Source organism: Phaeobacter inhibens DSM 16374, assembly GCF_000473105.1.
In the GTDB taxonomy this organism is placed as follows: domain Bacteria; phylum Pseudomonadota; class Alphaproteobacteria; order Rhodobacterales; family Rhodobacteraceae; genus Phaeobacter; species Phaeobacter inhibens.
Genome location: NZ_KI421498.1, coordinates 1,221,188 through 1,240,538, shown reverse-complemented (window position 1 = coordinate 1,240,538; position 19,351 = coordinate 1,221,188). Strand labels below are relative to the sequence as shown.

Annotated in this window: 21 protein-coding genes; 11 read left to right on the top strand and 10 right to left on the bottom strand. The window is 58.7% G+C overall.

Annotated features, from left to right (window positions below):
* Positions 1-3 precede the first annotated feature (3 nt).
* The 5 genes from soxB (at position 4) to INHI_RS0109595 (ending at position 6,492) form a co-directional block, all read left to right on the top strand.
* Positions 4-1,701 (top strand): thiosulfohydrolase SoxB, encoded by a 1,698-nt coding sequence (soxB, locus tag INHI_RS0109615; RefSeq protein ID WP_027247511.1) that lies wholly within the window; start codon positions 4-6, stop codon positions 1,699-1,701.
* A gap of 76 nt (positions 1,702-1,777) precedes the next feature.
* Positions 1,778-3,049, top strand: a complete 1,272-nt coding sequence (soxC, locus tag INHI_RS0109610) for a sulfite dehydrogenase (RefSeq protein ID WP_014879754.1) — start codon at positions 1,778-1,780, stop codon at positions 3,047-3,049.
* Positions 3,033-4,082, top strand: coding sequence for a c-type cytochrome (locus INHI_RS0109605; protein WP_027247510.1), 1,050 nt, complete (start codon positions 3,033-3,035; stop codon positions 4,080-4,082). The genes soxC and INHI_RS0109605 overlap by 17 nt, the downstream gene beginning before the upstream one ends.
* 160 nt (positions 4,083-4,242) lie before the next feature.
* Positions 4,243-5,493 carry an Hsp70 family protein gene (locus INHI_RS0109600; RefSeq protein WP_027247509.1) on the top strand — a complete coding sequence of 417 codons (1,251 nt, stop codon included), beginning with the start codon at positions 4,243-4,245 and terminating at the stop codon, positions 5,491-5,493.
* Positions 5,494-5,610: 117 nt separating this feature from the next.
* Complete coding sequence (locus INHI_RS0109595; RefSeq protein WP_014879757.1) at positions 5,611-6,492, top strand: lytic murein transglycosylase; 882 nt, start codon at positions 5,611-5,613, stop codon at positions 6,490-6,492.
* A gap of 35 nt (positions 6,493-6,527) precedes the next feature.
* Here INHI_RS0109595 and INHI_RS0109590 read toward each other — a convergent pair whose 3' ends face one another.
* The gene (locus tag INHI_RS0109590) at positions 6,528-7,535 is read right to left on the bottom strand and encodes a GlxA family transcriptional regulator (RefSeq protein WP_014874377.1); all 1,008 of its coding nucleotides are present in this window, start codon (positions 7,533-7,535) and stop codon (positions 6,528-6,530) included.
* 274 nt (positions 7,536-7,809) lie between these two features.
* On the opposite strand from INHI_RS0109590, the gene INHI_RS0109585 reads away from it, so the two are divergent.
* The 3 genes from INHI_RS0109585 to INHI_RS0109575 all read left to right on the top strand — a co-directional run bounded on the left by INHI_RS0109585 (position 7,810) and on the right by INHI_RS0109575 (position 10,304).
* The gene (locus INHI_RS0109585) at positions 7,810-8,442 is read left to right on the top strand and encodes an ATP-dependent Clp protease proteolytic subunit (RefSeq protein ID WP_014879759.1); all 633 of its coding nucleotides are present in this window, start codon (positions 7,810-7,812) and stop codon (positions 8,440-8,442) included.
* 140 nt (positions 8,443-8,582) lie between these two features.
* The gene (gene clpX, locus INHI_RS0109580) at positions 8,583-9,851 is read left to right on the top strand and encodes an ATP-dependent Clp protease ATP-binding subunit ClpX (RefSeq protein ID WP_014874379.1); all 1,269 of its coding nucleotides are present in this window, start codon (positions 8,583-8,585) and stop codon (positions 9,849-9,851) included.
* A 93-nt stretch (positions 9,852-9,944) separates the two neighbouring features.
* The gene (locus tag INHI_RS0109575; protein WP_027247508.1) at positions 9,945-10,304 is read left to right on the top strand and encodes a RidA family protein; all 360 of its coding nucleotides are present in this window, start codon (positions 9,945-9,947) and stop codon (positions 10,302-10,304) included.
* A 23-nt stretch (positions 10,305-10,327) separates the two neighbouring features.
* Here the strand turns inward: INHI_RS0109575 and INHI_RS0109570 are convergent, their stop codons facing one another.
* Positions 10,328-10,615 (bottom strand): hypothetical protein, encoded by a 288-nt coding sequence (locus INHI_RS0109570; RefSeq protein WP_027247507.1) that lies wholly within the window; start codon positions 10,613-10,615, stop codon positions 10,328-10,330.
* A 172-nt stretch (positions 10,616-10,787) separates the two neighbouring features.
* Between INHI_RS0109570 and INHI_RS0109565 the strand changes: the two genes are divergently transcribed.
* The 3 genes from INHI_RS0109565 to INHI_RS0109555 all read left to right on the top strand — a co-directional run bounded on the left by INHI_RS0109565 (position 10,788) and on the right by INHI_RS0109555 (position 12,082).
* Positions 10,788-11,174, top strand: a complete 387-nt coding sequence (locus tag INHI_RS0109565) for an NADH:ubiquinone oxidoreductase subunit NDUFA12 (RefSeq protein WP_014874382.1) — start codon at positions 10,788-10,790, stop codon at positions 11,172-11,174.
* Positions 11,175-11,267: 93 nt separating this feature from the next.
* Positions 11,268-11,720 carry an outer membrane lipid asymmetry maintenance protein MlaD gene (gene mlaD / locus INHI_RS0109560; RefSeq protein ID WP_014874383.1) on the top strand — a complete coding sequence of 151 codons (453 nt, stop codon included), beginning with the start codon at positions 11,268-11,270 and terminating at the stop codon, positions 11,718-11,720.
* Positions 11,720-12,082: a DUF2155 domain-containing protein gene (locus tag INHI_RS0109555; RefSeq protein ID WP_014874384.1), complete on the top strand. Its 363-nt coding sequence runs from the start codon at positions 11,720-11,722 to the stop codon at positions 12,080-12,082. The genes mlaD and INHI_RS0109555 overlap by 1 nt, the downstream gene beginning before the upstream one ends.
* On the opposite strand, the gene aat is transcribed toward INHI_RS0109555, so the two are convergent.
* From aat to INHI_RS0109515, 8 genes are all read right to left on the bottom strand, one after another.
* Positions 12,046-12,678, bottom strand: a complete 633-nt coding sequence (aat, locus tag INHI_RS0109550) for a leucyl/phenylalanyl-tRNA--protein transferase (RefSeq protein WP_014879765.1) — start codon at positions 12,676-12,678, stop codon at positions 12,046-12,048. The genes INHI_RS0109555 and aat overlap by 37 nt on opposite strands.
* A gap of 117 nt (positions 12,679-12,795) precedes the next feature.
* Positions 12,796-14,148, bottom strand: a complete 1,353-nt coding sequence (accC, locus tag INHI_RS0109545; protein WP_027247506.1) for an acetyl-CoA carboxylase biotin carboxylase subunit — start codon at positions 14,146-14,148, stop codon at positions 12,796-12,798.
* Between the two features lie 9 nt (positions 14,149-14,157).
* Entirely contained in the window at positions 14,158-14,655 is a 498-nt protein-coding gene (accB, locus tag INHI_RS0109540; protein ID WP_014874387.1) for an acetyl-CoA carboxylase biotin carboxyl carrier protein, read from the bottom strand.
* A 159-nt stretch (positions 14,656-14,814) separates the two neighbouring features.
* Complete coding sequence (locus INHI_RS0109535; protein ID WP_027247505.1) at positions 14,815-15,351, bottom strand: PAS and helix-turn-helix domain-containing protein; 537 nt, start codon at positions 15,349-15,351, stop codon at positions 14,815-14,817.
* Between the two features lie 198 nt (positions 15,352-15,549).
* On the bottom strand, positions 15,550-16,305 hold the full coding sequence (locus INHI_RS0109530) for an ABC transporter ATP-binding protein (RefSeq protein ID WP_027247504.1): 756 nt from the start codon (positions 16,303-16,305) through the stop codon (positions 15,550-15,552).
* Between the two features lie 11 nt (positions 16,306-16,316).
* Complete coding sequence (locus INHI_RS0109525) at positions 16,317-17,072, bottom strand: ABC transporter ATP-binding protein (protein ID WP_024097550.1); 756 nt, start codon at positions 17,070-17,072, stop codon at positions 16,317-16,319.
* Positions 17,073-17,084: 12 nt separating this feature from the next.
* Complete coding sequence (locus INHI_RS0109520; protein ID WP_027247503.1) at positions 17,085-18,287, bottom strand: branched-chain amino acid ABC transporter permease; 1,203 nt, start codon at positions 18,285-18,287, stop codon at positions 17,085-17,087.
* Positions 18,288-18,291: 4 nt separating this feature from the next.
* The gene (locus INHI_RS0109515; RefSeq protein ID WP_014874392.1) at positions 18,292-19,314 is read right to left on the bottom strand and encodes a branched-chain amino acid ABC transporter permease; all 1,023 of its coding nucleotides are present in this window, start codon (positions 19,312-19,314) and stop codon (positions 18,292-18,294) included.
* Between the last annotated feature and the right edge of the window lie 37 nt (positions 19,315-19,351).

Sequence of the window (19,351 nt, the reverse complement as noted above, 5' to 3'; positions counted from 1 at the left end):
CCAATGATCTCGCGGCGTGATTTCTTGCAGGTCTCCATGGCAGCGTCAGCGCTGGTTGGCGCCTCTGGTTTTGGCAACTGGGGTCGGCTGGCGGCTCAGCAACGTCTGACGCAGGACCAGCTTCTGCAATTTGATACCTATGGCAATATCAGTCTGATCCATGTCACCGATATCCACGCCCAGCTGAAGCCGATCTATTTTCGCGAACCTTCGATCAACCTTGGGGTCGGTGACAACAAGGGCCGTGTGCCCCATATCACCGGCGCGGATTTCCGCAAGGCCTATGGGATCGCCGATGGCAGCCCCTCAGCTTATGCACTGACCTATAATGATTTTGCTTCGCTTGCGCAGGGGTATGGCCGGGTCGGGGGGCTGGACCGGGTTGCCACCATTATCAATGCGATCCGCGCCGACCGCCCCGATGCGCTTCTGCTGGATGGCGGCGACACCTGGCATGGTTCCTACACCTGCCATCACACCGAAGGCCAGGACATGGTCAATGTGATGAACGTGCTGAAGCCGGATGCGATGACCTTCCATTGGGAGTTCACGCTGGGGTCGGATCGGGTGAATGAGATCGTCGAGGGGCTGCCCTTTGCGGCACTTGGCCAGAATATTTTTGATGCGGAATGGGATGAACCGGCTGAGCTGTTCAAACCTTATAAGTTCTTCGACCGTGGCGGCGCGAAGGTTGCCGTGATCGGTCAGGCCTTCCCCTATATGCCAATCGCCAACCCCGGCTGGATGTTCCCGGAATACTCCTTCGGGATCCGTGATGAGCATATGCAGGACATGGTGGACGAGGTGCGCGCCGCTGGTGCGGATGTTGTCGTGGTGCTGTCGCACAACGGGTTTGATGTTGATAAGAAAATGGCCGGTGTGGTCAGTGGCATTGACGTGATCCTGTCCGGTCACACCCATGATGCGCTGCCGGAACCGGTTCTTGTTGGTCAGACCCACATTGTTGCGTCTGGGTCCAATGGTAAATTTGTCTCCCGCGTGGATCTGGACGTGCGTGACAGCCAGCTGATGGGGCTGCGGCATAAGCTGATCCCGGTGTTTTCCGACGTCATTGCGCCGGATCCGGTGATCACCCAGTTGATTGACGATCAGCGCGCGCCCTATGAGGCAGACTTGGCTGAGGTGATTGGTCAGACTGATGAGCTGCTCTATCGGCGCGGCAACTTCAACGGCACCTGGGATGATCTGATCTGCGATGCGCTGCTGAGCGAACGGGAGGCTGATATCGCCCTGTCGCCCGGGGTGCGCTGGGGGCCATCCTTGCTGCCCGGTGATGACATCACCCGCGAGGATATCTGGAATGTCACCTCCATGAGCTATGGTGCAGCCTATCGCAATGAAATGACAGGCGAATTCCTGAAGGTGGTGATGGAGGATGTGGCCGACAATATCTTCAACCCTGATCCCTATTACCAGCAGGGTGGTGACATGGTGCGGGTCGGCGGCATGGGCTACCACATCGACATCACCAAACCTCAGGGCGAGCGGATCAGCAATATGACGCTGCTCAAGACCGGCGAGGCGATTGATCCGGCAAAGACCTACATCGTTGCTGGCTGGGCTAGCGTAAATGAAGGGACCGAGGGCCCGCAGATCTGGGATGTGGTCGAAAACCACATTCGCAAGATGGGCACCGTCACCCTGTCACCAAATACATCCGTGCAGGTGTCGGGCGCTTAAGCCCGGCATCCGCCAAAAAATTTTACGCTGATGAATTCACGAAAGTGAATTTTTCGATGTAAGGAGACATTCAGAGATGACTGACAAACCGAAGCAAACCAGCCCCTCACGCCGCCAGTTTCTGGCTGGTGCTGCGGCGATCGGGGCAGGGGCGGTGACGGGCCGCCCAGCGGAGGCTGCGGCCCCTGATCCGCTGATCACTGAGGTACAGGACTGGGCCTCTGGTCTGGGGGATGGGGTGGATGCGACGCCCTATGGCTTGCCTATCGAGCATGAGGCCGATGTGGTCCGGCGCAACGTGGAGTGGCTGACGGCGGATACCATCTCGTCAATCAACTTCACGCCGATCCACGCGCTGGACGGAACCATCACCCCGCAGGGCTGCGCGTTTGAGCGGCATCACTCAGGCGCGATTGAGCTGCGCAAGGAAGACTACCGGCTGATGATCAACGGTCTGGTCGATACTCCTTTGGTGTTCACATATGCTGATCTTGAGCGTTTCCCGCGCGAAAACCGCGTTTATTTCTGCGAGTGTGCGGCGAACTCTGGCATGGAATGGGCCGGGGCGCAGCTCAACGGTGCGCAGTTCACCCATGGCATGATTCACAATATGGAATATTCCGGTGTTCCCTTGCGCACCCTGCTTGAGGAAGCGGGCGTAAACCCCGCGGGCAAATGGGTTTATGTCGAGGGGGCCGATGCCTCCTCCAACGGCCGCTCCATCCCCCTGGAAAAGGCGATGGATGACGTGCTGGTCGCCTTCAAGGCCAACGGCGAGGCGCTGCGTAAGGAGCACGGCTATCCCGTCCGCCTGGTGGTGCCGGGCTGGGAAGGCAATATGTGGATAAAATGGCTGCGTCGGGTTGAGGTGATGGATCAACCGGTAGAAAGCCGCGAGGAAACCTCGAAATACACCGATACGCTGGCCGATGGCACCAGCCGCAAATGGACCTGGGAGATGGATGCAAAATCTGTTGTCACCAGCCCAAGCCCGCAATCGTCCATTAAACATGGCACGGGACCGCTGGTGATCACCGGTCTGGCCTGGTCTGGCCGTGGTGCGATTACGGGTGTCGATGTGTCGGTAGATGGCGGCAAGAGCTGGACCGAAGCACGTCTGGCGGCTCCTGGCACTGACAAGGCTTTGACGCGCTTTTACCTTGATACCAACTGGGACGGTTCCGAGATGTTGCTGCAAAGCCGTGCGCGCGATGCGTCCGGCTACGTCCAGCCCACCAAGGCGCAGCTGCGTGAGGTGCGGGGCCTCAATTCAATCTATCACAACAACGCCATCCAGACCTGGTGGGTCAAGGCAAGTGGGGAGGCGGAAAATGTCGAAGTTTCCTAAGGTTATTGCGGCAACATCGGTTGCGCTGACGTTGGCGGTTCCTGCTGCTGCGGAAAAATTCGGCCTTGGTCGTCCGGCTTTGCCGAAAGAAATCGCCGCTTGGGATTTGGATGTCGCGCCCGATGGCACCGGCCTGCCCAAAGGCTCGGGCGATGTCTTCACCGGCGAAGAGGTCTTTGCCGAGAAATGCGCAGTCTGCCATGGCGATTTTGCCGAAGGCGTGGGCAACTGGCCCAAATTGGCAGGCGGGCAGGGAACGTTGGATCATGACGATCCACTGAAAACCGTCGGCAGCTATTGGCCATATCTGTCCACCACCTGGGACTATGTGAACCGTTCCATGCCTTTTGGCGACGCACAATCTCTGACCCCGGATGAGGTCTATGCGATTGTCGCCTATATTCTTTATTCCAACGACTTGGTGGATGATGAGTTCGTGCTGTCGGATGCAACCTTCAATGAGGTGGCGCTGCCCAATGCCGGCGGGTTCATTCTGGATGACCGGCAAGAGGCTGAGGCGCATTTCTGGAACCCGAAACCCTGCATGGAGAATTGCAAGGAGAGCGTCGAGATCACCATGCGCGCCATGGTGCTGGATGTGACACCTGAGGAAGACCGGGCCGAAGCACCTGCCGACGTCGAACCGGTTGAGGACACGGCAGCCGAGCAACCCGCAGAAGTCCCTGCCGAAGTGGTTGTTGCCCTGGACCCGGAACTGGTCGCCAAGGGCGAGAAAACCTTTCGTAAATGCAAGTCCTGCCACCAGATCGGGGCGGGGGCCAAATCGAAAACCGGTCCGATCCTGAATGGGATCATTGGCGCGCCGGCGGCCCATGTTGAGGGGTTCCGTTACTCAAAAGCAATGAAAGCCGCCGCCGAGGATGGCTTGGTCTGGGATGAGGCCGAACTTGCCGCGTTTCTCGCCAGGCCGAAGAAATACATGAAGGGCACCAAGATGTCTTTTGCAGGACTGAAGAAAGACGCCGATATTGAGGCGGTGATTGCCTATCTGAAAGCTGCAACCGCCGAGTAAAGCCGGGCACATCGGCCTGCATATCACCTTCGCAACCGTCAGGTGCGGAGGTGATTTTATTTCAGGCGCGCCGATCTTGCGTCACATGTCTCTGGGCACTTGTTTTGCGCAAGCCTTTGCGATACTTACGCCGGTTCTTTCTGAACGACAGGTGCCCGACATGACCCATCCCAACACCCTTGGTATCGACTTTGGCACCTCGAACTCCGCCGCGGGTGTCGCCGTGAACGGGCGTCCCTGGCTGATCGAAGCCGAGCCGGGGGAAACCACTCTGCCGACGGCGGTGTTCTTTGACCTTGATAGCCGTAGAATGACCATCGGGCGCCGTGCCACACGGGCGCTGATCAACGGCGACGAAGGGCGATTTATGCGCGCCTTGAAAAGCCTGCTTGGCACCCCCCTGATGCACGAAAAACGTCGCCTGAACGGAGAGCTGGTTGATTTTGTAACCATTGTGGCGCGGTTTCTGGCAGAGCTGAAGGCGCGTGCAGAGGCCGCCACCAGTCAGACTTTCACCCATGCGCTGTCCGGCCGTCCGGTGCTGTTTCACAGCAAGGACACCACCCGCAATGCGCAGGCGGAGGTCGATCTGCGGGCCTGCTACATGGCTGCGGGGTTTGAGGATGTGCGCTTCATGCTAGAACCAGAGGCCGCCCTGCGTTCGGCCCGCGCGCAATCGGGTATCGGATTGATTGTCGACATCGGCGGCGGGACCTCGGACTTCACCGCGTTTGAGCAGACTGCAGAGGGCACGACCCGCATTCTGGCCTCACACGGTGTGCGCCTTGGCGGGACAGATTTCGACCGGCAGCTCAGTATCGATCACGTCATGCCGCTTCTAGGGCGGGGCAGCGCCATTCGCAACAGCTTCGGTGGTGGCAGCCTGCCTGCACCCAATCGGTTGTTCAACGATCTGGCGACATGGCAGATGATCCCTTTCCTCTACGCCGCGGATAGCCGCCGCGCCGCACAGGATCTGGCGCGCAATGCCGAAGAGCCAGAGAAGCTGGCCCGTCTGGTGTCGGTGCTGGAGGATGAATTGGGCCATGATCTGGCTTTTGCGGTTGAGCGCGGCAAAATTGCGGCCAACCAGCCGGGGGAGCGGAATGCGGTGATTGATCTGAAAGTGCTCGAACGGGGTCTGTCGGTGCCCCTCGTCGCTGAGGGGCTTCAGCGCAGCCTTGCCGGTGATATCGCCGAAATCACCGCTTGCGCCCGGGAAACCCTGCGCCGCGCCGACCTGCGCGAGGAGCAGGTTTCGCGGGTGGTGCTGGTGGGCGGCTCAGCCCTGTTGAGGGGCGTACAGCAGCAGATGCAACAGCTTTGCCCTGAGGCGGAGCTGTACACCGAAAATGCGATGACGGCGGTGGCGGATGGTCTGGCGCTGGCTTCAGGCAGCGCCTTTGCCTGAGCGCGGGTAAGGGCATCAACACGCACAAGGGGGAAAAACGCTGATCCTGCGGCTGGTTTTGATGCAGAAATCAGCTAGACTGAACACCCACTTCCCAAGCGTTGGACCCAGGTTATTATGATTTTCCAGTTGTTTCGCCGATCTCTCTCAAATTCTGCAATCTCCCCAGAGAGGGCGGAGCCGAGACGGCGCCTGGCGCGGCATCTCTCGGCGCTCACGCTGGCTGGAGCAGTGTTTTGTAGCCTGCCACATACTGTGATCGCCGCTCCCTGCGGCAATACTTCCGCCGGATTTGACAGCTGGAAACGCGATTTCGCCGCCGAGGCCAAGCGGGCAGGCGTGCGCCAAGCCGGGTTGAATGCTCTGGCCAATACGACCTACGCCCGTCGCACCATTGCCGCCGACCGCAACCAGAAGAGCTTTCGCTATTCTCTGGAGAAATTCATGCAGATCCGCGGTGCCAATACGATCATCGCACAGGGGCGCAAGCGTAAGGCGCGCAATGCCGAATTCTTTGCCGCGCTGGAACGCAAATACGGTGTGCCTGCCGGGATCCTGATCGCCATTCACGGTATGGAAACCGCGTTTGGCAACTACATGGGGGACAGTCAGGTGGTCTCTGCCATCGTGACACTGACCTATGACTGCCGCCGCTCGGAGTTTTTTAAACCCCATGCAATTGGAGCGCTGAAACTGGTGGATCGTGGCGCGATCACCGGTGCCACCAAGGGGGCCAAACATGGCGAATTGGGCCATACTCAGTTTTTGCCCGGCAATGCGCTGAACTATGGTGTCGACTGGGACGGCAACGGACGTGTGGATTTCTACAACATGGGCGATGCGCTGGCCTCAACCGCCTATTTTCTACGCAAGAAAGGCTGGAAGCCGGGGCGCGGCTATCAGCAGGGGGAGCCCAACTATAAAGTCCTGAAACAGTGGAATGCTGCAACGGTCTACCAGCAGTCCTTGGCAATCATGGGGCGCAAGATCGACGGCTGATCGGGCCGAATAACATCTGTCTCCGCAAGGGCTGTTTAGTTCCAGCCCTTGCGGAAGAAATGCGGGCTGGCGCCAAATTTGCGTTTGAATTGGCGTGAGAAATGCGTGGCACTGTTGAAACCGGACGCCAGCGCGATCTCCGTGACGGACATTGATGTTTCATTCATCAGCGCAAACGCATGGCTAAGGCGCATGTCGAAATAGACATGCATCGGGCTCTGGTCGAGATAGCGGGCAAAGAGCCGCTCCAACTGGCGGCGCGAAATATCCAACCGATCACACAGCTCACCGATGGAGAGCGGCTCTTCAATCGATTCCTGCATCAGTTGCAGTGCGTTCAGCAGGCGTTGGTTCCGGCTGCCGATGGCGACAGCATAGTTGGATTTCTGCGGTGTGCTCTGACCGCCGGTGCGCACATGCAGGCACATGTCGGCGACGATGATCGCCAACTGCTTGCCGTGGCGGTCTTCGATCAGGTTCAGCATCATATCGGTGGCTGCATTGCCGCCGCCGCAGGTCATCAGCGTATCGCTGATCTCAAAGATCCGGGGTGAGGGCAACAGATCCGGATAGCGTTCCACAAACCCGGGCTGGTTCTCCCAATGCAGGGTGAAGCGATGATCGCCCAGAAGCCCGGCCTGCGCCAGAGCAAAGGCGCCGGTACAAATTCCGCCGATGGAGCGGCCAAAGCGGCGTTCGCGTCGCAACCAGTTCAGCACCGCGTCACTGGCGGCATTCTGCGGTTCCACTCCGGAGCAGACAAACGCCAGAGCATCCCCCGGCAGCGGTCCCATTGGCAGATCGGGGGTGATGGCCATCCCGTTGGAACATTGGATCGGCGCGCCGTCGGGCGTCATTACATACCAGCGATAGAGCTGCGTGTTGGTGACCTGATTGGCAATGCGCAGCGGTTCAACGGCAGCCGCAATGGGCAACATCGTTGCCTTGGGCAACAACAGAAAATAGAAATCCTGAGGCTCACCGTCAAAAGGGATGGTCAGATTGGCCGAAGCCCCTTTTTGCACGAAGTAGTCATCGATCATGTGGGGAACCTGTAACACGCCGGTTTCGGTTGGGTCTTTGATCTATGCTAGTTAACCCCGATCTGCGGCTTGCATCCAACGTTTTGCGACGGCGAGACTGCGGTTTTCGACGCCGACCTGACTGTTTGCGCCATCGGTGCCGCCGGTTCGGGGCTGGCCACAGCAGAAGGCAAAAACAATCGCCGCCTCTTGCAGCCCAAATGTGCGGGCACTAAGACTCAGGTAATACTCAGTCGGCTATGATGCCGACACAATTCAAAGCAGGCAGGTCAATATGGTCGATCCAAGAGAAACATACATGAACACGCTGGTGCCGATGGTGGTGGAACAGACCAGCCGCGGCGAACGCGCCTATGATATCTTTTCCCGCCTGCTGAAGGAGCGGATCATTTTTCTGAATGGTCCGGTTCACGACGGGATGAGCTCTCTCATCGTGGCGCAGTTGCTGCATCTTGAGGCGGAAAACCCCTCGAAAGAGATCTCGATGTACATCAACAGCCCGGGCGGCGTTGTGACCTCGGGTCTGTCGATCTATGACACCATGCAGTACATCAAGCCGAAAGTCTCGACGCTGGTGATTGGTCAGGCGGCGTCCATGGGCTCGCTGCTGCTGACTGCTGGCGAGGCCGGGATGCGCTTCTCGCTGCCCAACAGCCGCGTCATGGTGCACCAGCCCTCTGGTGGTTTTCAGGGTCAGGCGACGGATATCATGATCCACGCCGAGGAAACGCTGAAACTGAAGAAGCGTCTGAACGAAATCTACGTTAAGCACACCGGTCAGGAATACGACAAGATCGTGGACGCGCTGGAGCGCGACAACTTCATGTCGCCTGAGGACGCAAAAGACTTCGGTCTGATCGATGAAATCGTCGAAAACCGCAGCAAGCTGGACGACCAGGACAGCTGATCTACGGTATGAGCTGGCAGGTGTGCCCCGTCGTCATCGGGGCACACTTTGCGATTGTGGCGGCTGTGCCGGTGGCATAAGCTGCCAATATTACGGGTGGCGCAGGAGGCGCATGCACGCCCCGGACGGAAAGGTAGACCATGGCAACGAACTCAAGCGGCGACAGCAAGAACACGCTTTATTGCAGCTTCTGCGGCAAGAGCCAGCATGAGGTGCGCAAGCTAATTGCGGGCCCAACCGTGTTCATCTGCGACGAATGCGTCGAATTGTGCATGGACATCATCCGCGAAGAGACCAAGGCCTCTGGCCTGAAATCCACCGACGGCGTGCCCACGCCCAAGGACATCTGCGAAGTTCTGGACGACTATGTGATTGGTCAGGCCATGGCCAAGCGGGTGCTGTCGGTTGCGGTGCACAATCACTACAAGCGCCTGAACCACGCCCAGAAGGCGGGTTCGGACATTGAATTGTCGAAATCCAACATCCTGCTGATTGGCCCGACCGGCTGCGGCAAGACGCTGCTGGCACAGACGCTGGCGCGGATCCTGGATGTGCCCTTCACCATGGCGGACGCCACCACGTTGACCGAAGCCGGTTATGTGGGTGAGGATGTTGAGAATATCATTCTCAAGCTGCTGCAGGCGTCGGAATATAACGTCGAGCGCGCGCAGCGCGGCATCGTCTATATCGACGAGGTCGACAAAATCACGCGCAAGTCGGAAAACCCTTCGATCACCCGCGATGTGTCGGGCGAGGGCGTGCAGCAGGCCCTGCTGAAGCTGATGGAAGGCACCGTTGCCTCGGTTCCGCCGCAGGGGGGGCGCAAGCATCCGCAGCAGGAATTCCTGCAAGTCGACACCACCAATATCCTGTTCATCTGTGGCGGCGCTTTTGCGGGCCTGGACAAGATCATCAAGCAGCGCGGCAAAGGTTCGGCCATGGGCTTTGGTGCCGATGTGCGCGACGACAGCGATGCGGGTGTGGGCGAAACCTTCAAGGATCTGGAACCGGAAGATCTGCTGAAATTCGGCCTGATCCCGGAATTCGTCGGCCGTTTGCCGGTTCTGGCGACGCTGGAAGATCTGGACGAAGATGCATTGATCACAATCTTGACCAAGCCGAAGAACGCTCTGGTCAAACAGTATCAGCGTCTCTTTGAACTGGAAGACACCGAACTGGACTTCACCGAAGAAGCACTGAGCTCCATCGCGAAGAAAGCGATCGAACGCAAAACCGGCGCCCGTGGTCTGCGCTCTATTCTGGAGGATATCCTGCTCGACACCATGTTTGAGCTGCCGGGAATGGACAGCGTCGAAAAAGTGGTCGTGAATGAAGAGGCCGTGAACTCGGACGCACAACCGCTGATGATCCACGCCGACGCCGAAAAAGAGTCGGCGACAGCGGGCTGAGTGTAAGGGTGACACGCGTGTCACAGTGAAGATTGAATTTAGGCGGCGCAGGGGAAATCCTGCGCCGTTTTTCGATAACGAAGGGCTGTTGTAATGATCAAACGTATCTCCTCAGGTGGTGAGTTCGAAGCCAAGATCGGCTATTGCCGCGCCGTGATTGCCGGCGGCTTTGTGCATGTCGCGGGGACTGTTGGGCAGGGGGATGATGTGGTGGCGCAGTGTAAATCGGCGCTGGAGATTATCGGGGCAGCCCTTGAAGACGCAGGCGCCAGCTTTGCCGATGTGGTGCGGGTGAACTACTACATGCCGGACCGGGCAGAATTCGAACCCTGCTGGCCGGTGTTGGCGCAGACCTTTGGGGACAACCCACCCGCTGCAACGATGATTGAATGCGGCTTGATCGACCCGAAGTTTCGGATAGAGATTGAAGTGACGGCGGTGGCTCCGACCTAGGGGTAACTTTGGTTCGGCGGGGGCTAGAATTCGAAGGCGCGCATCGGCGCGGTTTCCTTGCGCCGCCGGTCCATTAGCTGCTGCAACTCGCTTTTCTCCGGTTCCGGCTCCAGACCCAGCATGGCTTTTGCGGCGGTCAGTGTTTTCTTTGTCATCTTCTGCCAATCTCCGTTCTCTGGTTCAGTCAGGCGAATTGTCTTGGGCCCTTGCGGGGCTGTCGTGCCATGGATCATCAGGCTGGTAACCTGCAAAAGATCCAGAACGGCAACAGTGACAATAAGGGTGGCGACCAGAGAAAGGATGAAGCGCACGGGCGGTCTCGCTATCGGATGTTAAGATTTCGAGATCAACATGGGCCGCAATTGTGGCCCGTTTGTGCAATTGTCCAAGAAGTTTTGCGACAATCCCCACGGGCGGGTGCGGCGTGTCTGGACCTTGGCGGCAAATTGCGCCATATCAGAAGCGAAATTTTCGGAGGAACCGATGGGAATCCTGAACTCTCTCTTGCGGGCTGTAACCTGGTGGAATGGCTCGACCCTGAATACGCGTATTTTCACCGCCCGTAAGGGGCTCAAGGTGGGCGAAGATGATCAGGGCAACGTGTTTTACCGCAATGCCGACGACAGCAAACGCTGGGTGATGTTCAACGGTGAGGTCGAGGCCTCCCGCATTGGCGCGGATTGGCATGGCTGGCTGCACCGCACCTTTGACGAAGTTCCGTCGGAAAAGCCGCTTGCGCATAAATCCTGGGAAAAGCCGCATCAGGAAAACCTGACCGGCACCATGCTGGCCTACGCGCCTGCCGGGTCGATCCGAGCCGCTGGCGCACCGAAGGAACGTAGCGACTATGAGGCATGGTCGCCGGAATAAGTCCGGCCTATCCATGTGAGACAGCAGCGCCCGGATATGGCGCTGATCGGTTGGCAGGATCGCCAACCATCCAAGGGCAGGGGCTGAAACAGCATGTCGCATAACACTACCGAGGTTCTGGCAGGTGGGCTGGTTCTGGCCGCTGCAATTGGATTTGCCGTCTATGCCGGGCAGGCCGCGGGCTTGTCGCGGGCCGGATCAAGCTATGAACTGAATGCCTCCTTTCGTTCATTGGAGGGGGTCAGCATCGGCACCGATGTACGCCTTGCCGGTGTCAAGATCGGCACCGTGACCGGGGTTGATCTCAATCCTCAGACTTTCCGCGCTGACACGCGGTTTTCGGTGAAAGACGGGATTGAGATCCCGGACGACAGCGCGGTGGTGATATCCTCCGAAGGGCTGCTGGGTGGAAATTTTGTCGAAGTGATGCCAGGCGGGTCTCCCTTCGCCTTTGAAGCCGGCGATGCGGTGGAAGATACCCAAGGCGCGGTCAGCCTGATCTCGCTTCTGGTGAAGTTCGTTGCAGGTGGCGGGGACGAGGGGTGATGCGTCTGCTCTCGGCAGTCTTGGCATGTGGATTGAGCATTGGCACCGCTTCGGCGCAGGGGGCTGCGGAGAACGGCAGTTCGGCTGTTCTGCGCGGTCTCGATAAGGTCAACGGTCAGACACAGGATCTGGAAATTCCAGTGGGCGGCAGCGCGGAAATTTTCGGCGTGATCGTCAGTCTGCGGGAATGCCGCTATCCGGCGGACAACCCGACAGGCGATGCCTATGCCTATCTGACCGTGCGCAATCCCAATGATGCCACTGTGTATTTCGACGGTTGGATGATCGCCTCAAGCCCGGCGCTGAATGCGCTGGACCACAGCCGTTATGACGTCTGGGTCATGCGCTGCACCAGCACCTGAGGGTCGGGCAGCTCAGCAACGGTGAAGTCTGCGGCGATATCCAGCGCGTCGCGCAATTGGCGGCGGTAGCTCGCCCTGGTGATTTCGATCGCCCCAAGCGAGGCCAGATGCGGCGTCAGAAATTGTGTATCGCAGAGCGTGAACCCGGTTTGTTGCAAACGGTCCATCAGATAGGTCAGTGCGATCTTGGACGCGTCACGCCGCCGTGAGAACATGCTCTCACCAAAGAATGCGCCCCCCAGAGCCACGCCATAGACGCCGCCAGTCAGCATACCAGCATGGTAGACCTCAAGCGAATGGGCGTTGCCCTGATTGTGAAGGTCAATGTATCTGGCGCGGATTTCCGGGTTGATCCAGGTTTCTTCTCGGTCTGCGCAACCATCCAGCACAGCTGCAAAATCCCGGTTCACTGCGATCTCGTATTCACCCCGTCGCAGGGTCTTGGTCAGTGACCGCGACAGCCGAAAGCCGCCAACCGGGAAGATACCACGCCGCTTGGGGTCTACCCAGAACACCTCCGGGTCGTCCCGGCTTTCGGCCATGGGAAAAACGCCGACGGAATAGGCGTGCAGCAGCAGGTCTGGCGTGAGGGTCATGGCGTTAGTCTAAAACGGGAGTGGGCAGTCACGGAACCGAAAAAAGTCCGGTACGGTTGATGTATTGGCCGGTGCAGAAATCAAGAAGGGGCGGCCCGATTGGACCGCCCCGATCTCTTAGGCGTTGCCGAGGTTGGTTTCCAGCCAGTGCTCCAACCAGTGAATATTATACTCACCGGTGTGGATGTCCTTTTCCTCTAGCAGCGCGTGGAACAGCGGCACGGTGGTGTCGACACCATCCACGATCAACTCACCCAATGCGCGGCTCAGACGCGCCAAGGCCTCGGGCCGGTCGCGTCCATGCACGATCAACTTGCCGATCAAGCTGTCATAGTAGGGCGGAATCGAATAGCCGTCATAAAGCGCCGAGTCCATGCGAACACCCAAACCGCCGGGGGCGTGATACTGGGTGATCCTGCCCGGGCAGGGCGAGAAGTTCGGCAGTTTCTCGGCGTTTATGCGCACTTCGATGGAGTGGCCGTTGATTTCCAGATCGTCTTGGCTGAAGGACATCGGCAGCCCCTCGGCGACGCGGATCTGCTCGCGCACCAGATCGACACCAAAGATGCTTTCCGTGACCGGGTGTTCCACCTGAAGGCGGGTGTTCATCTCGATGAAATAGAACTCGCCTTTCTCATAGAGGAACTCGATGGTCCCGGCGCCGATGTAGTTGATCTTGGCCACGGCCTCAGCACAGGTCTTGCCGATGCGGGCGCGCTCTTCCGGGGTGATACAGGGGCCGGGGGCCTCCTCGAACACCTTTTGGTGGCGGCGCTGCAGTGAACAGTCCCGCTCGCCCAGATGGACGGCCTTGCCCTTGCCGTCACCGAAGACCTGGATCTCAATGTGGCGCGGCGTGGTCAGGTATTTCTCGATATAGACCTCGTCGTTGCCAAAAGCAGCCTTGCCCTCGGCACGCGCCGTCATGAAAGCCTGCTCCATGTCGGCAGCGGTCTTGGCCACCTTCATGCCACGACCGCCACCACCGGCGGTGGCCTTGATGATCACGGGATAGCCGATGTCTTCGCCAATCTTCTTGGCGGTTTCCAGATCGGGCACACCGCCGTCAGAACCGGGTACACAAGGCACGCCGAGGTCCTTCATCGTGTCCTTGGCGGTGATCTTGTCACCCATGACGCGGATGTGTTCAGCAGTCGGACCGATGAAGGTGAGGCCGTGATCCTCAACAATCTGCACGAAATTGGCATTTTCCGACAGGAAGCCATAGCCGGGGTGGATTGCCTGCGCACCAGTGATCTCACAAGCGGAGATAATGGCGGGGATCGACAGGTAGCTGTGGGTGCCGGAGGGCGGTCCAATGCAAACGGATTCATCGGCCATGCGCACATGCATGGCATCAGCGTCTGCGGTGGAATGGACGGCAACCGACTGGATGCCCATCTCCCGGCAGGCACGGATCACGCGAAGGGCGATCTCACCGCGGTTGGCAATCAGGATCTTGTCAAACATGGTGGACCCTTACTCGATGATGGCCAGCGGAGTTCCGAACTCGACCGCTGCGCCGTCTTCGACGAGGATACGCTTGATAGTGCCGGCTTTTGGGGCCGGGATATGGTTCATGGTTTTCATGGCTTCGACGATCAGCAGGGTATCGCCTTCGGCCACCTGATCACCCACCTTTACAAAGGTCGGCGCGCCGGGTTCGGGCTGGGTGTAAACGGTGCCCACCATCGGCGACGGGACAGCGCCGGGATGGCTTGCGGGATCGTCATTGGTGGCGGCAGGTGCTGCGGCAGGAGCAGCCGGTGCTGCAGGAGCAGCGGCAACAGGCGCAGGGGCTGCGTATGCCTGCACCGGGGCAGGTGCGGCGATGGTCTGACGCGACACGCGCACATTCAGGCTGTCGTCTTCGCCGTAGTCCCGTTTCACCTGCAGTTCGGTCAGGTCATTGTCGCGCAGCAGTTCCGCCAGCGCTTTGATGAAGGATACGTCTGCTTCGTGGGTCTTATTTGTCATTTTTGTCCTCAGCCGGTTCCGACAGGCCCACAGAAACTGCGGGCATAAGATTTGAAGGCGCTTATAGGGTATGCTTTACCACAAGGAAAGCGCTGACAATATGGACGCTAACATGGGCGCCCTTGACGCGATTTGCAATCTTGCGGTGCGGATCCCTGTTCAGAGCGGCATTCCGGTTAGTTTCGCCACCAGTTCAGGCAGTTTGCGGGCAGAGAATTTGACCAGAAGATGCGCCCGGTGGGTTTCAATGGTTCGATAGGACAAGTTCAGCTCAGCGCCGATTTCCTTTGCTGACAGTCCACGACAGGTGAGGATTGCCACATCACGCTCACGCGGGGTGAGGCTGACCACCGGCCGGTCGTCCGAGATATCAGCAAAGCTCCAGACACCGCTGCGAAAATGGTGCTCCGGTGTCAGAGACCGCCCCCGCACCCGACACCAAAACAGGTCGCCATTGCGCCGACGCATGATCCGTTCGTCGTTATAATGCCCGGATTGTGCGTCTGGCTGTTGCAGCCGGTCGCCGATGCGTTGGAAATCTTCCCGGCTGGGGTAAAGCTCGGCGATGGGCAGGCCGACATAGCTGCTGCTGTCGCCGCCAAAGGTTTCGGCAAACTGCTGGTTGCAGCGCTGGATCACCCGTTGGTCAAGCAGGGCAATCCCTACTGGCGCAAATTCAAAGGCAAGATCGGTCATGGGGGCAGATAACCGGTGTTCCGGCGCAAAGCAAAGCGAATTCAGAGGGCAAATGAGCAACCGGGAGCAAGCGCGACTCTTTGAAAACGGGCGGCACCGGTTCCATGATGTGCAGTCAAAAAAAGGGGCCGATGCCACCGCATCAGCCCCAAGGTGCCAAGGCCGGCACATGAACCGGCCCGACGGGGAGTGTTGGGATCAGATGGCCAGGTATTCGGCGCGCAGTTCTTCGTTCTCAAGAACCTCCGCTGCGGAACCATCAAAGACAATGCCACCGGTATCAAGGATCACGGCACGGTCCGCCAGTTCAAGGGCGCGCACTGCGTTTTGTTCGACAATGACGGTAGTGATGCCTTGCTGCTTGATGTGGGCAAGGGTTTTTTCGATCTCATCGACGATGACGGGTGCCAGCCCTTCATAAGGCTCATCCAGTAGCAGCACCTTGATGTCACGCGCCAGCGCGCGCGCAATGGCCAGCATCTGCTGTTCGCCTCCGGAAAGCGTGACACCCTCCTGCTTGCGGCGTTCGCCAAGACGCGGAAATAATTCATAGAGCCGCTCAAGCGACCAGCCGATGGGCGGTGCAATCTGTGCAAGTTGCAAGTTCTCTTCGACCGTCAGGCCAGGGATGATGCGGCGATCTTCCGGCACCAGACCCAGACCCGCGGCGGAGGCTTCGTGCGAGGACATCTTGTGCAGGGGCTGATGGTCGAGCCAGATCTCACCCTTGGTTACCATCGGTGAGCCAGTGCGCGCGATTGAGCGCAGCGTCGAGGTCTTGCCAGCGCCGTTCCGGCCTAACAGGGCGAGGATCTCGCCTTCATGCACGTTGAAGGAAATGCCCTGCACGATGTAACTCTCGCCGTAGTAGGCATGCATATCCCAGACCGACAGAAAGGCCGGTGCCGTGGTGGCGTGGTTGGCGTGTTTGGAAAAGTCGGGTTTGACGTTCATCTGTGATCTCCTTACGCCGACTCGCCGAGGTAGGCTTCGCGCACCTTCGGGTTGCCTTTGATGTTCTGCGGGTCGTCTTCCACCAGCGGAGTGCCCTGTGCCAGCACAGTGATCCGATCTGCCAGTGAGAACACGACGTGCATGTCGTGTTCGATGATCGCGATGGTAATGTCGCGCTCAGATTTGATCTGTTTTAGCAGGTCGATGGTGTTGTTGGTGTCGGCCCGCGCCATGCCCGCTGTCGGTTCATCCAGCAGCAGAAGGCGGGGTTCTTGTGACAGGCACATGCCAATCTCGAGCCGCCGCTTATCCCCGCGTGACATGGAGGCGGCGTTCATGTGCCGTTTGTCGGCCATGTTCATCTCCTCCAGCATGTGCTCTGCCTTCTCCAGAATGTCGCGCTGGCCAGAGACGGCGCTGATCGCATTCATTTCAAAAGCGCCGTCACGTTTGGCAAAGCAGGGGATCATCATGTTTTCCAGCACCGACAGATCGCCAAAGATCTCAGGCGTCTGGAACACACGGGAGATGCCCATCTGGTTGATCTCGTAGGGCGCGCGGCCCAGGACGGATTTGCCGTCGAACATCACCGATCCGGTGTCCGGGATCAGCTTACCTACCAGACAGTTCAGCAGCGTGGACTTGCCCGCCCCATTGGGGCCGATGATGGCGTGGACAGTGTTTTCGCGCACGCTGAGGTTCACCTCGGACAGTGCCTGAAGGCCACCGAACCGCTTGCCCACGTTTTTGACTTCAAGGATACCCATTGGTCTTGCTCCTTATTCCGCAGGTTCAGTTTTGCCCGAAGGGCCGTCTTTTTTGGCTTTGCGCCCCTGGATCCAGCCGCGCAGCTTCTGTCCGCCTTCGACCAGGCCACCGGGCAGGAAGATCACGACCAGCATGAACAGGATGCCGAGGGTCAGATGCCAGCCCTTGCCGATGAAGGGGTGGACGATGAAGACCATCGCATCTTCGATCCCGTCGGGCATGAAGCTGAACCAGCTGTGCAGGACGTTGTCATTGATCTTGGAAAAGATGTTTTCGAAGTATTTGATGAAACCTGCGCCCAGAACCGGCCCGATCAGCGTGCCGGCACCGCCGAGGATGGTCATCAGGACCACTTCACCAGAGGCGGTCCACTGCATCCGCTCAGCGCCTGCCAGCGGGTCCATTGAGGCCATCAGACCACCAGCCAGACCGGCATACATGCCCGAGATCACAAACGCGGCCAGTGTGTAGGGCCGGGTATTCAGACCAGTGTAGTTCATCCGCTGCTGGTTCGACTTCACGGCCTTCAGCATCAGACCAAAAGGCGAGCGGAAGATGCGGATCGACAGGTAAAAGGCGGCCAGCAGGATCAGCGCGCAGAGATAGTAGCCCGCGTTGAACTGGAACGCCCATGGACCCACAACCATCTCGAAGGTCGAGCGCATTTCCAGGCCAAAGAGGCTGGTCACCGGGATGGAGCCATCTGCGGTCGCCGACACGCCCAGAACACGGGGATCATCCAGCGTCAGCTGCAGGCCGGTCTCGCCATTGGTGATTGGGGTCAACACCGAATAGGCCAGGTTGAACGACATCTGCGCAAAAGCCAGCGTAAGGATCGAGAAGTAGATGCCGGAGCGCCGCAGGCTGACATAGCCGATCACCAGTGCAAACAGGCCCGCGACGATCACAGAGAGTACAATGGCGGGCACCACGTTCATGCTCAGCAGCTTGAACATCCACACCGCCGAATAAGACCCGACACCAAGGAAGGCGGCATGGCCAAAGGACAGGTAGCCCGTAAGGCCAAACAGAATGTTGAAACCAATGGCAAAGATCCCAAAGATCACAAACCGTTGCATCAGGTCGGGGTAGCCCGCGTTGAACTGCGCCAGGGCGCTGCCCGTCGGGAAGGGGTTCAGGATGAACGGTGCAAACAGGGTCAGGATGGCAACGACCAGCAGCAGCGTTTTGTCTTTTTTGTTGAGTGCGAACATGTGCTTAGTCCTCCATCACACCTTTGCGGCCCATCAGGCCCCGCGGGCGGGTGAGCAGAATGATGATTGCGACCACATAGATGATGATCTGGTCGATGCCGGGGATCAGGGATTTGATTTCATTCATCGAGGCGAAGCTTTCGAGCACACCGAGAAGAAATCCTGCCAGCACCGCGCCGGGTAGGGAGCCCATGCCGCCGACAACAACCACAACAAAGCTCAGCACCAGAAAATCCATGCCCATGTGATAGTTGGGGGAGTTGATCGGGGTATACATAACACCAGCCAGCCCTGCGACCGCAGCAGCAATACCGAACATGATGGTAAAGCGGCGGTCGATATTGATGCCCAACAAGCCCACAGTCTCACGGTCGGCCATGCCTGCGCGCACCACCATGCCAAACGTGGTGAATTGCAGGAAGGAGAAGATGCCGCCGATAATGACCACAGCAAAGAAGAAATAGACCACACGCCAGACCGGATAGACGATGTCCATTCCGATGATGGAGCCGAGGTTGACAACGCCGTTCAGGGCGTCCGGGGCAGGGGTTTGGATTGGGTTGGCGCCGTAGAAGTACTTGACCACTTCCTGCAGCACGATGGCGAGGCCGAAGGTCACCAGAATCTGGTCTGCATGGGGGCGTTTGTAGAAATGTTTGATCAGCCCGCGTTCCATAACATAGCCGACGCCGATCATGATCGGGATGGCAAAGAGGATCGCGAGTGGTACCGCCCAGTCAATGATCGCACCGCCCACCTCGGGGCCGAACCAACTTTCGACATAGGGGGTTTTCACTTTGAGCGGGTTGCCCAGAAAGTCCTTCTGGGTTTCATCCACGGTTTCAAAGCTGAGGCTCAGGACCCGTTGCACGGTGACCGCACAGAAGGCGCCGATCATGAACAGCGCCCCATGGGCGAAGTTCACCACGCCAAGCGTGCCAAAGATGAGTGTCAGACCCAGCGCGATCAGCGCATAGGCCGAGCCCTTGTCGAGCCCGTTTAAGATTTGCAATAGGATTGCGTCCATTGTCCCCACCTTCGGTTGGTCCGTCTGGAATTGGCAT

What these genes read in the sequence shown, in the direction of transcription:
- soxB (WP_027247511.1), top strand. Translation starts at nt 4, where the DNA reads ATGATCTCGCGGCGTGATTTCTTGCAGGTCTCCATGGCAGCGTCAGCG.
- soxC (WP_014879754.1), top strand. Translation starts at nt 1,778, where the DNA reads ATGACTGACAAACCGAAGCAAACCAGCCCCTCACGCCGCCAGTTTCTG.
- INHI_RS0109605 (WP_027247510.1), top strand. Translation starts at nt 3,033, where the DNA reads ATGTCGAAGTTTCCTAAGGTTATTGCGGCAACATCGGTTGCGCTGACG.
- INHI_RS0109600 (WP_027247509.1), top strand. Translation starts at nt 4,243, where the DNA reads ATGACCCATCCCAACACCCTTGGTATCGACTTTGGCACCTCGAACTCC.
- INHI_RS0109595 (WP_014879757.1), top strand. Translation starts at nt 5,611, where the DNA reads ATGATTTTCCAGTTGTTTCGCCGATCTCTCTCAAATTCTGCAATCTCC.
- INHI_RS0109590 (WP_014874377.1), bottom strand. Translation starts at nt 7,535, where the DNA reads ATGATCGATGACTACTTCGTGCAAAAAGGGGCTTCGGCCAATCTGACC.
- INHI_RS0109585 (WP_014879759.1), top strand. Translation starts at nt 7,810, where the DNA reads ATGGTCGATCCAAGAGAAACATACATGAACACGCTGGTGCCGATGGTG.
- clpX (WP_014874379.1), top strand. Translation starts at nt 8,583, where the DNA reads ATGGCAACGAACTCAAGCGGCGACAGCAAGAACACGCTTTATTGCAGC.
- INHI_RS0109575 (WP_027247508.1), top strand. Translation starts at nt 9,945, where the DNA reads ATGATCAAACGTATCTCCTCAGGTGGTGAGTTCGAAGCCAAGATCGGC.
- INHI_RS0109565 (WP_014874382.1), top strand. Translation starts at nt 10,788, where the DNA reads ATGGGAATCCTGAACTCTCTCTTGCGGGCTGTAACCTGGTGGAATGGC.
- mlaD (WP_014874383.1), top strand. Translation starts at nt 11,268, where the DNA reads ATGTCGCATAACACTACCGAGGTTCTGGCAGGTGGGCTGGTTCTGGCC.
- INHI_RS0109555 (WP_014874384.1), top strand. Translation starts at nt 11,720, where the DNA reads ATGCGTCTGCTCTCGGCAGTCTTGGCATGTGGATTGAGCATTGGCACC.
- aat (WP_014879765.1), bottom strand. Translation starts at nt 12,678, where the DNA reads ATGACCCTCACGCCAGACCTGCTGCTGCACGCCTATTCCGTCGGCGTT.
- accC (WP_027247506.1), bottom strand. Translation starts at nt 14,148, where the DNA reads ATGTTTGACAAGATCCTGATTGCCAACCGCGGTGAGATCGCCCTTCGC.
- accB (WP_014874387.1), bottom strand. Translation starts at nt 14,655, where the DNA reads ATGACAAATAAGACCCACGAAGCAGACGTATCCTTCATCAAAGCGCTG.
- INHI_RS0109535 (WP_027247505.1), bottom strand. Translation starts at nt 15,351, where the DNA reads ATGACCGATCTTGCCTTTGAATTTGCGCCAGTAGGGATTGCCCTGCTT.
- INHI_RS0109530 (WP_027247504.1), bottom strand. Translation starts at nt 16,305, where the DNA reads ATGAACGTCAAACCCGACTTTTCCAAACACGCCAACCACGCCACCACG.
- INHI_RS0109525 (WP_024097550.1), bottom strand. Translation starts at nt 17,072, where the DNA reads ATGGGTATCCTTGAAGTCAAAAACGTGGGCAAGCGGTTCGGTGGCCTT.
- INHI_RS0109520 (WP_027247503.1), bottom strand. Translation starts at nt 18,287, where the DNA reads ATGTTCGCACTCAACAAAAAAGACAAAACGCTGCTGCTGGTCGTTGCC.
- INHI_RS0109515 (WP_014874392.1), bottom strand. Translation starts at nt 19,314, where the DNA reads ATGGACGCAATCCTATTGCAAATCTTAAACGGGCTCGACAAGGGCTCG.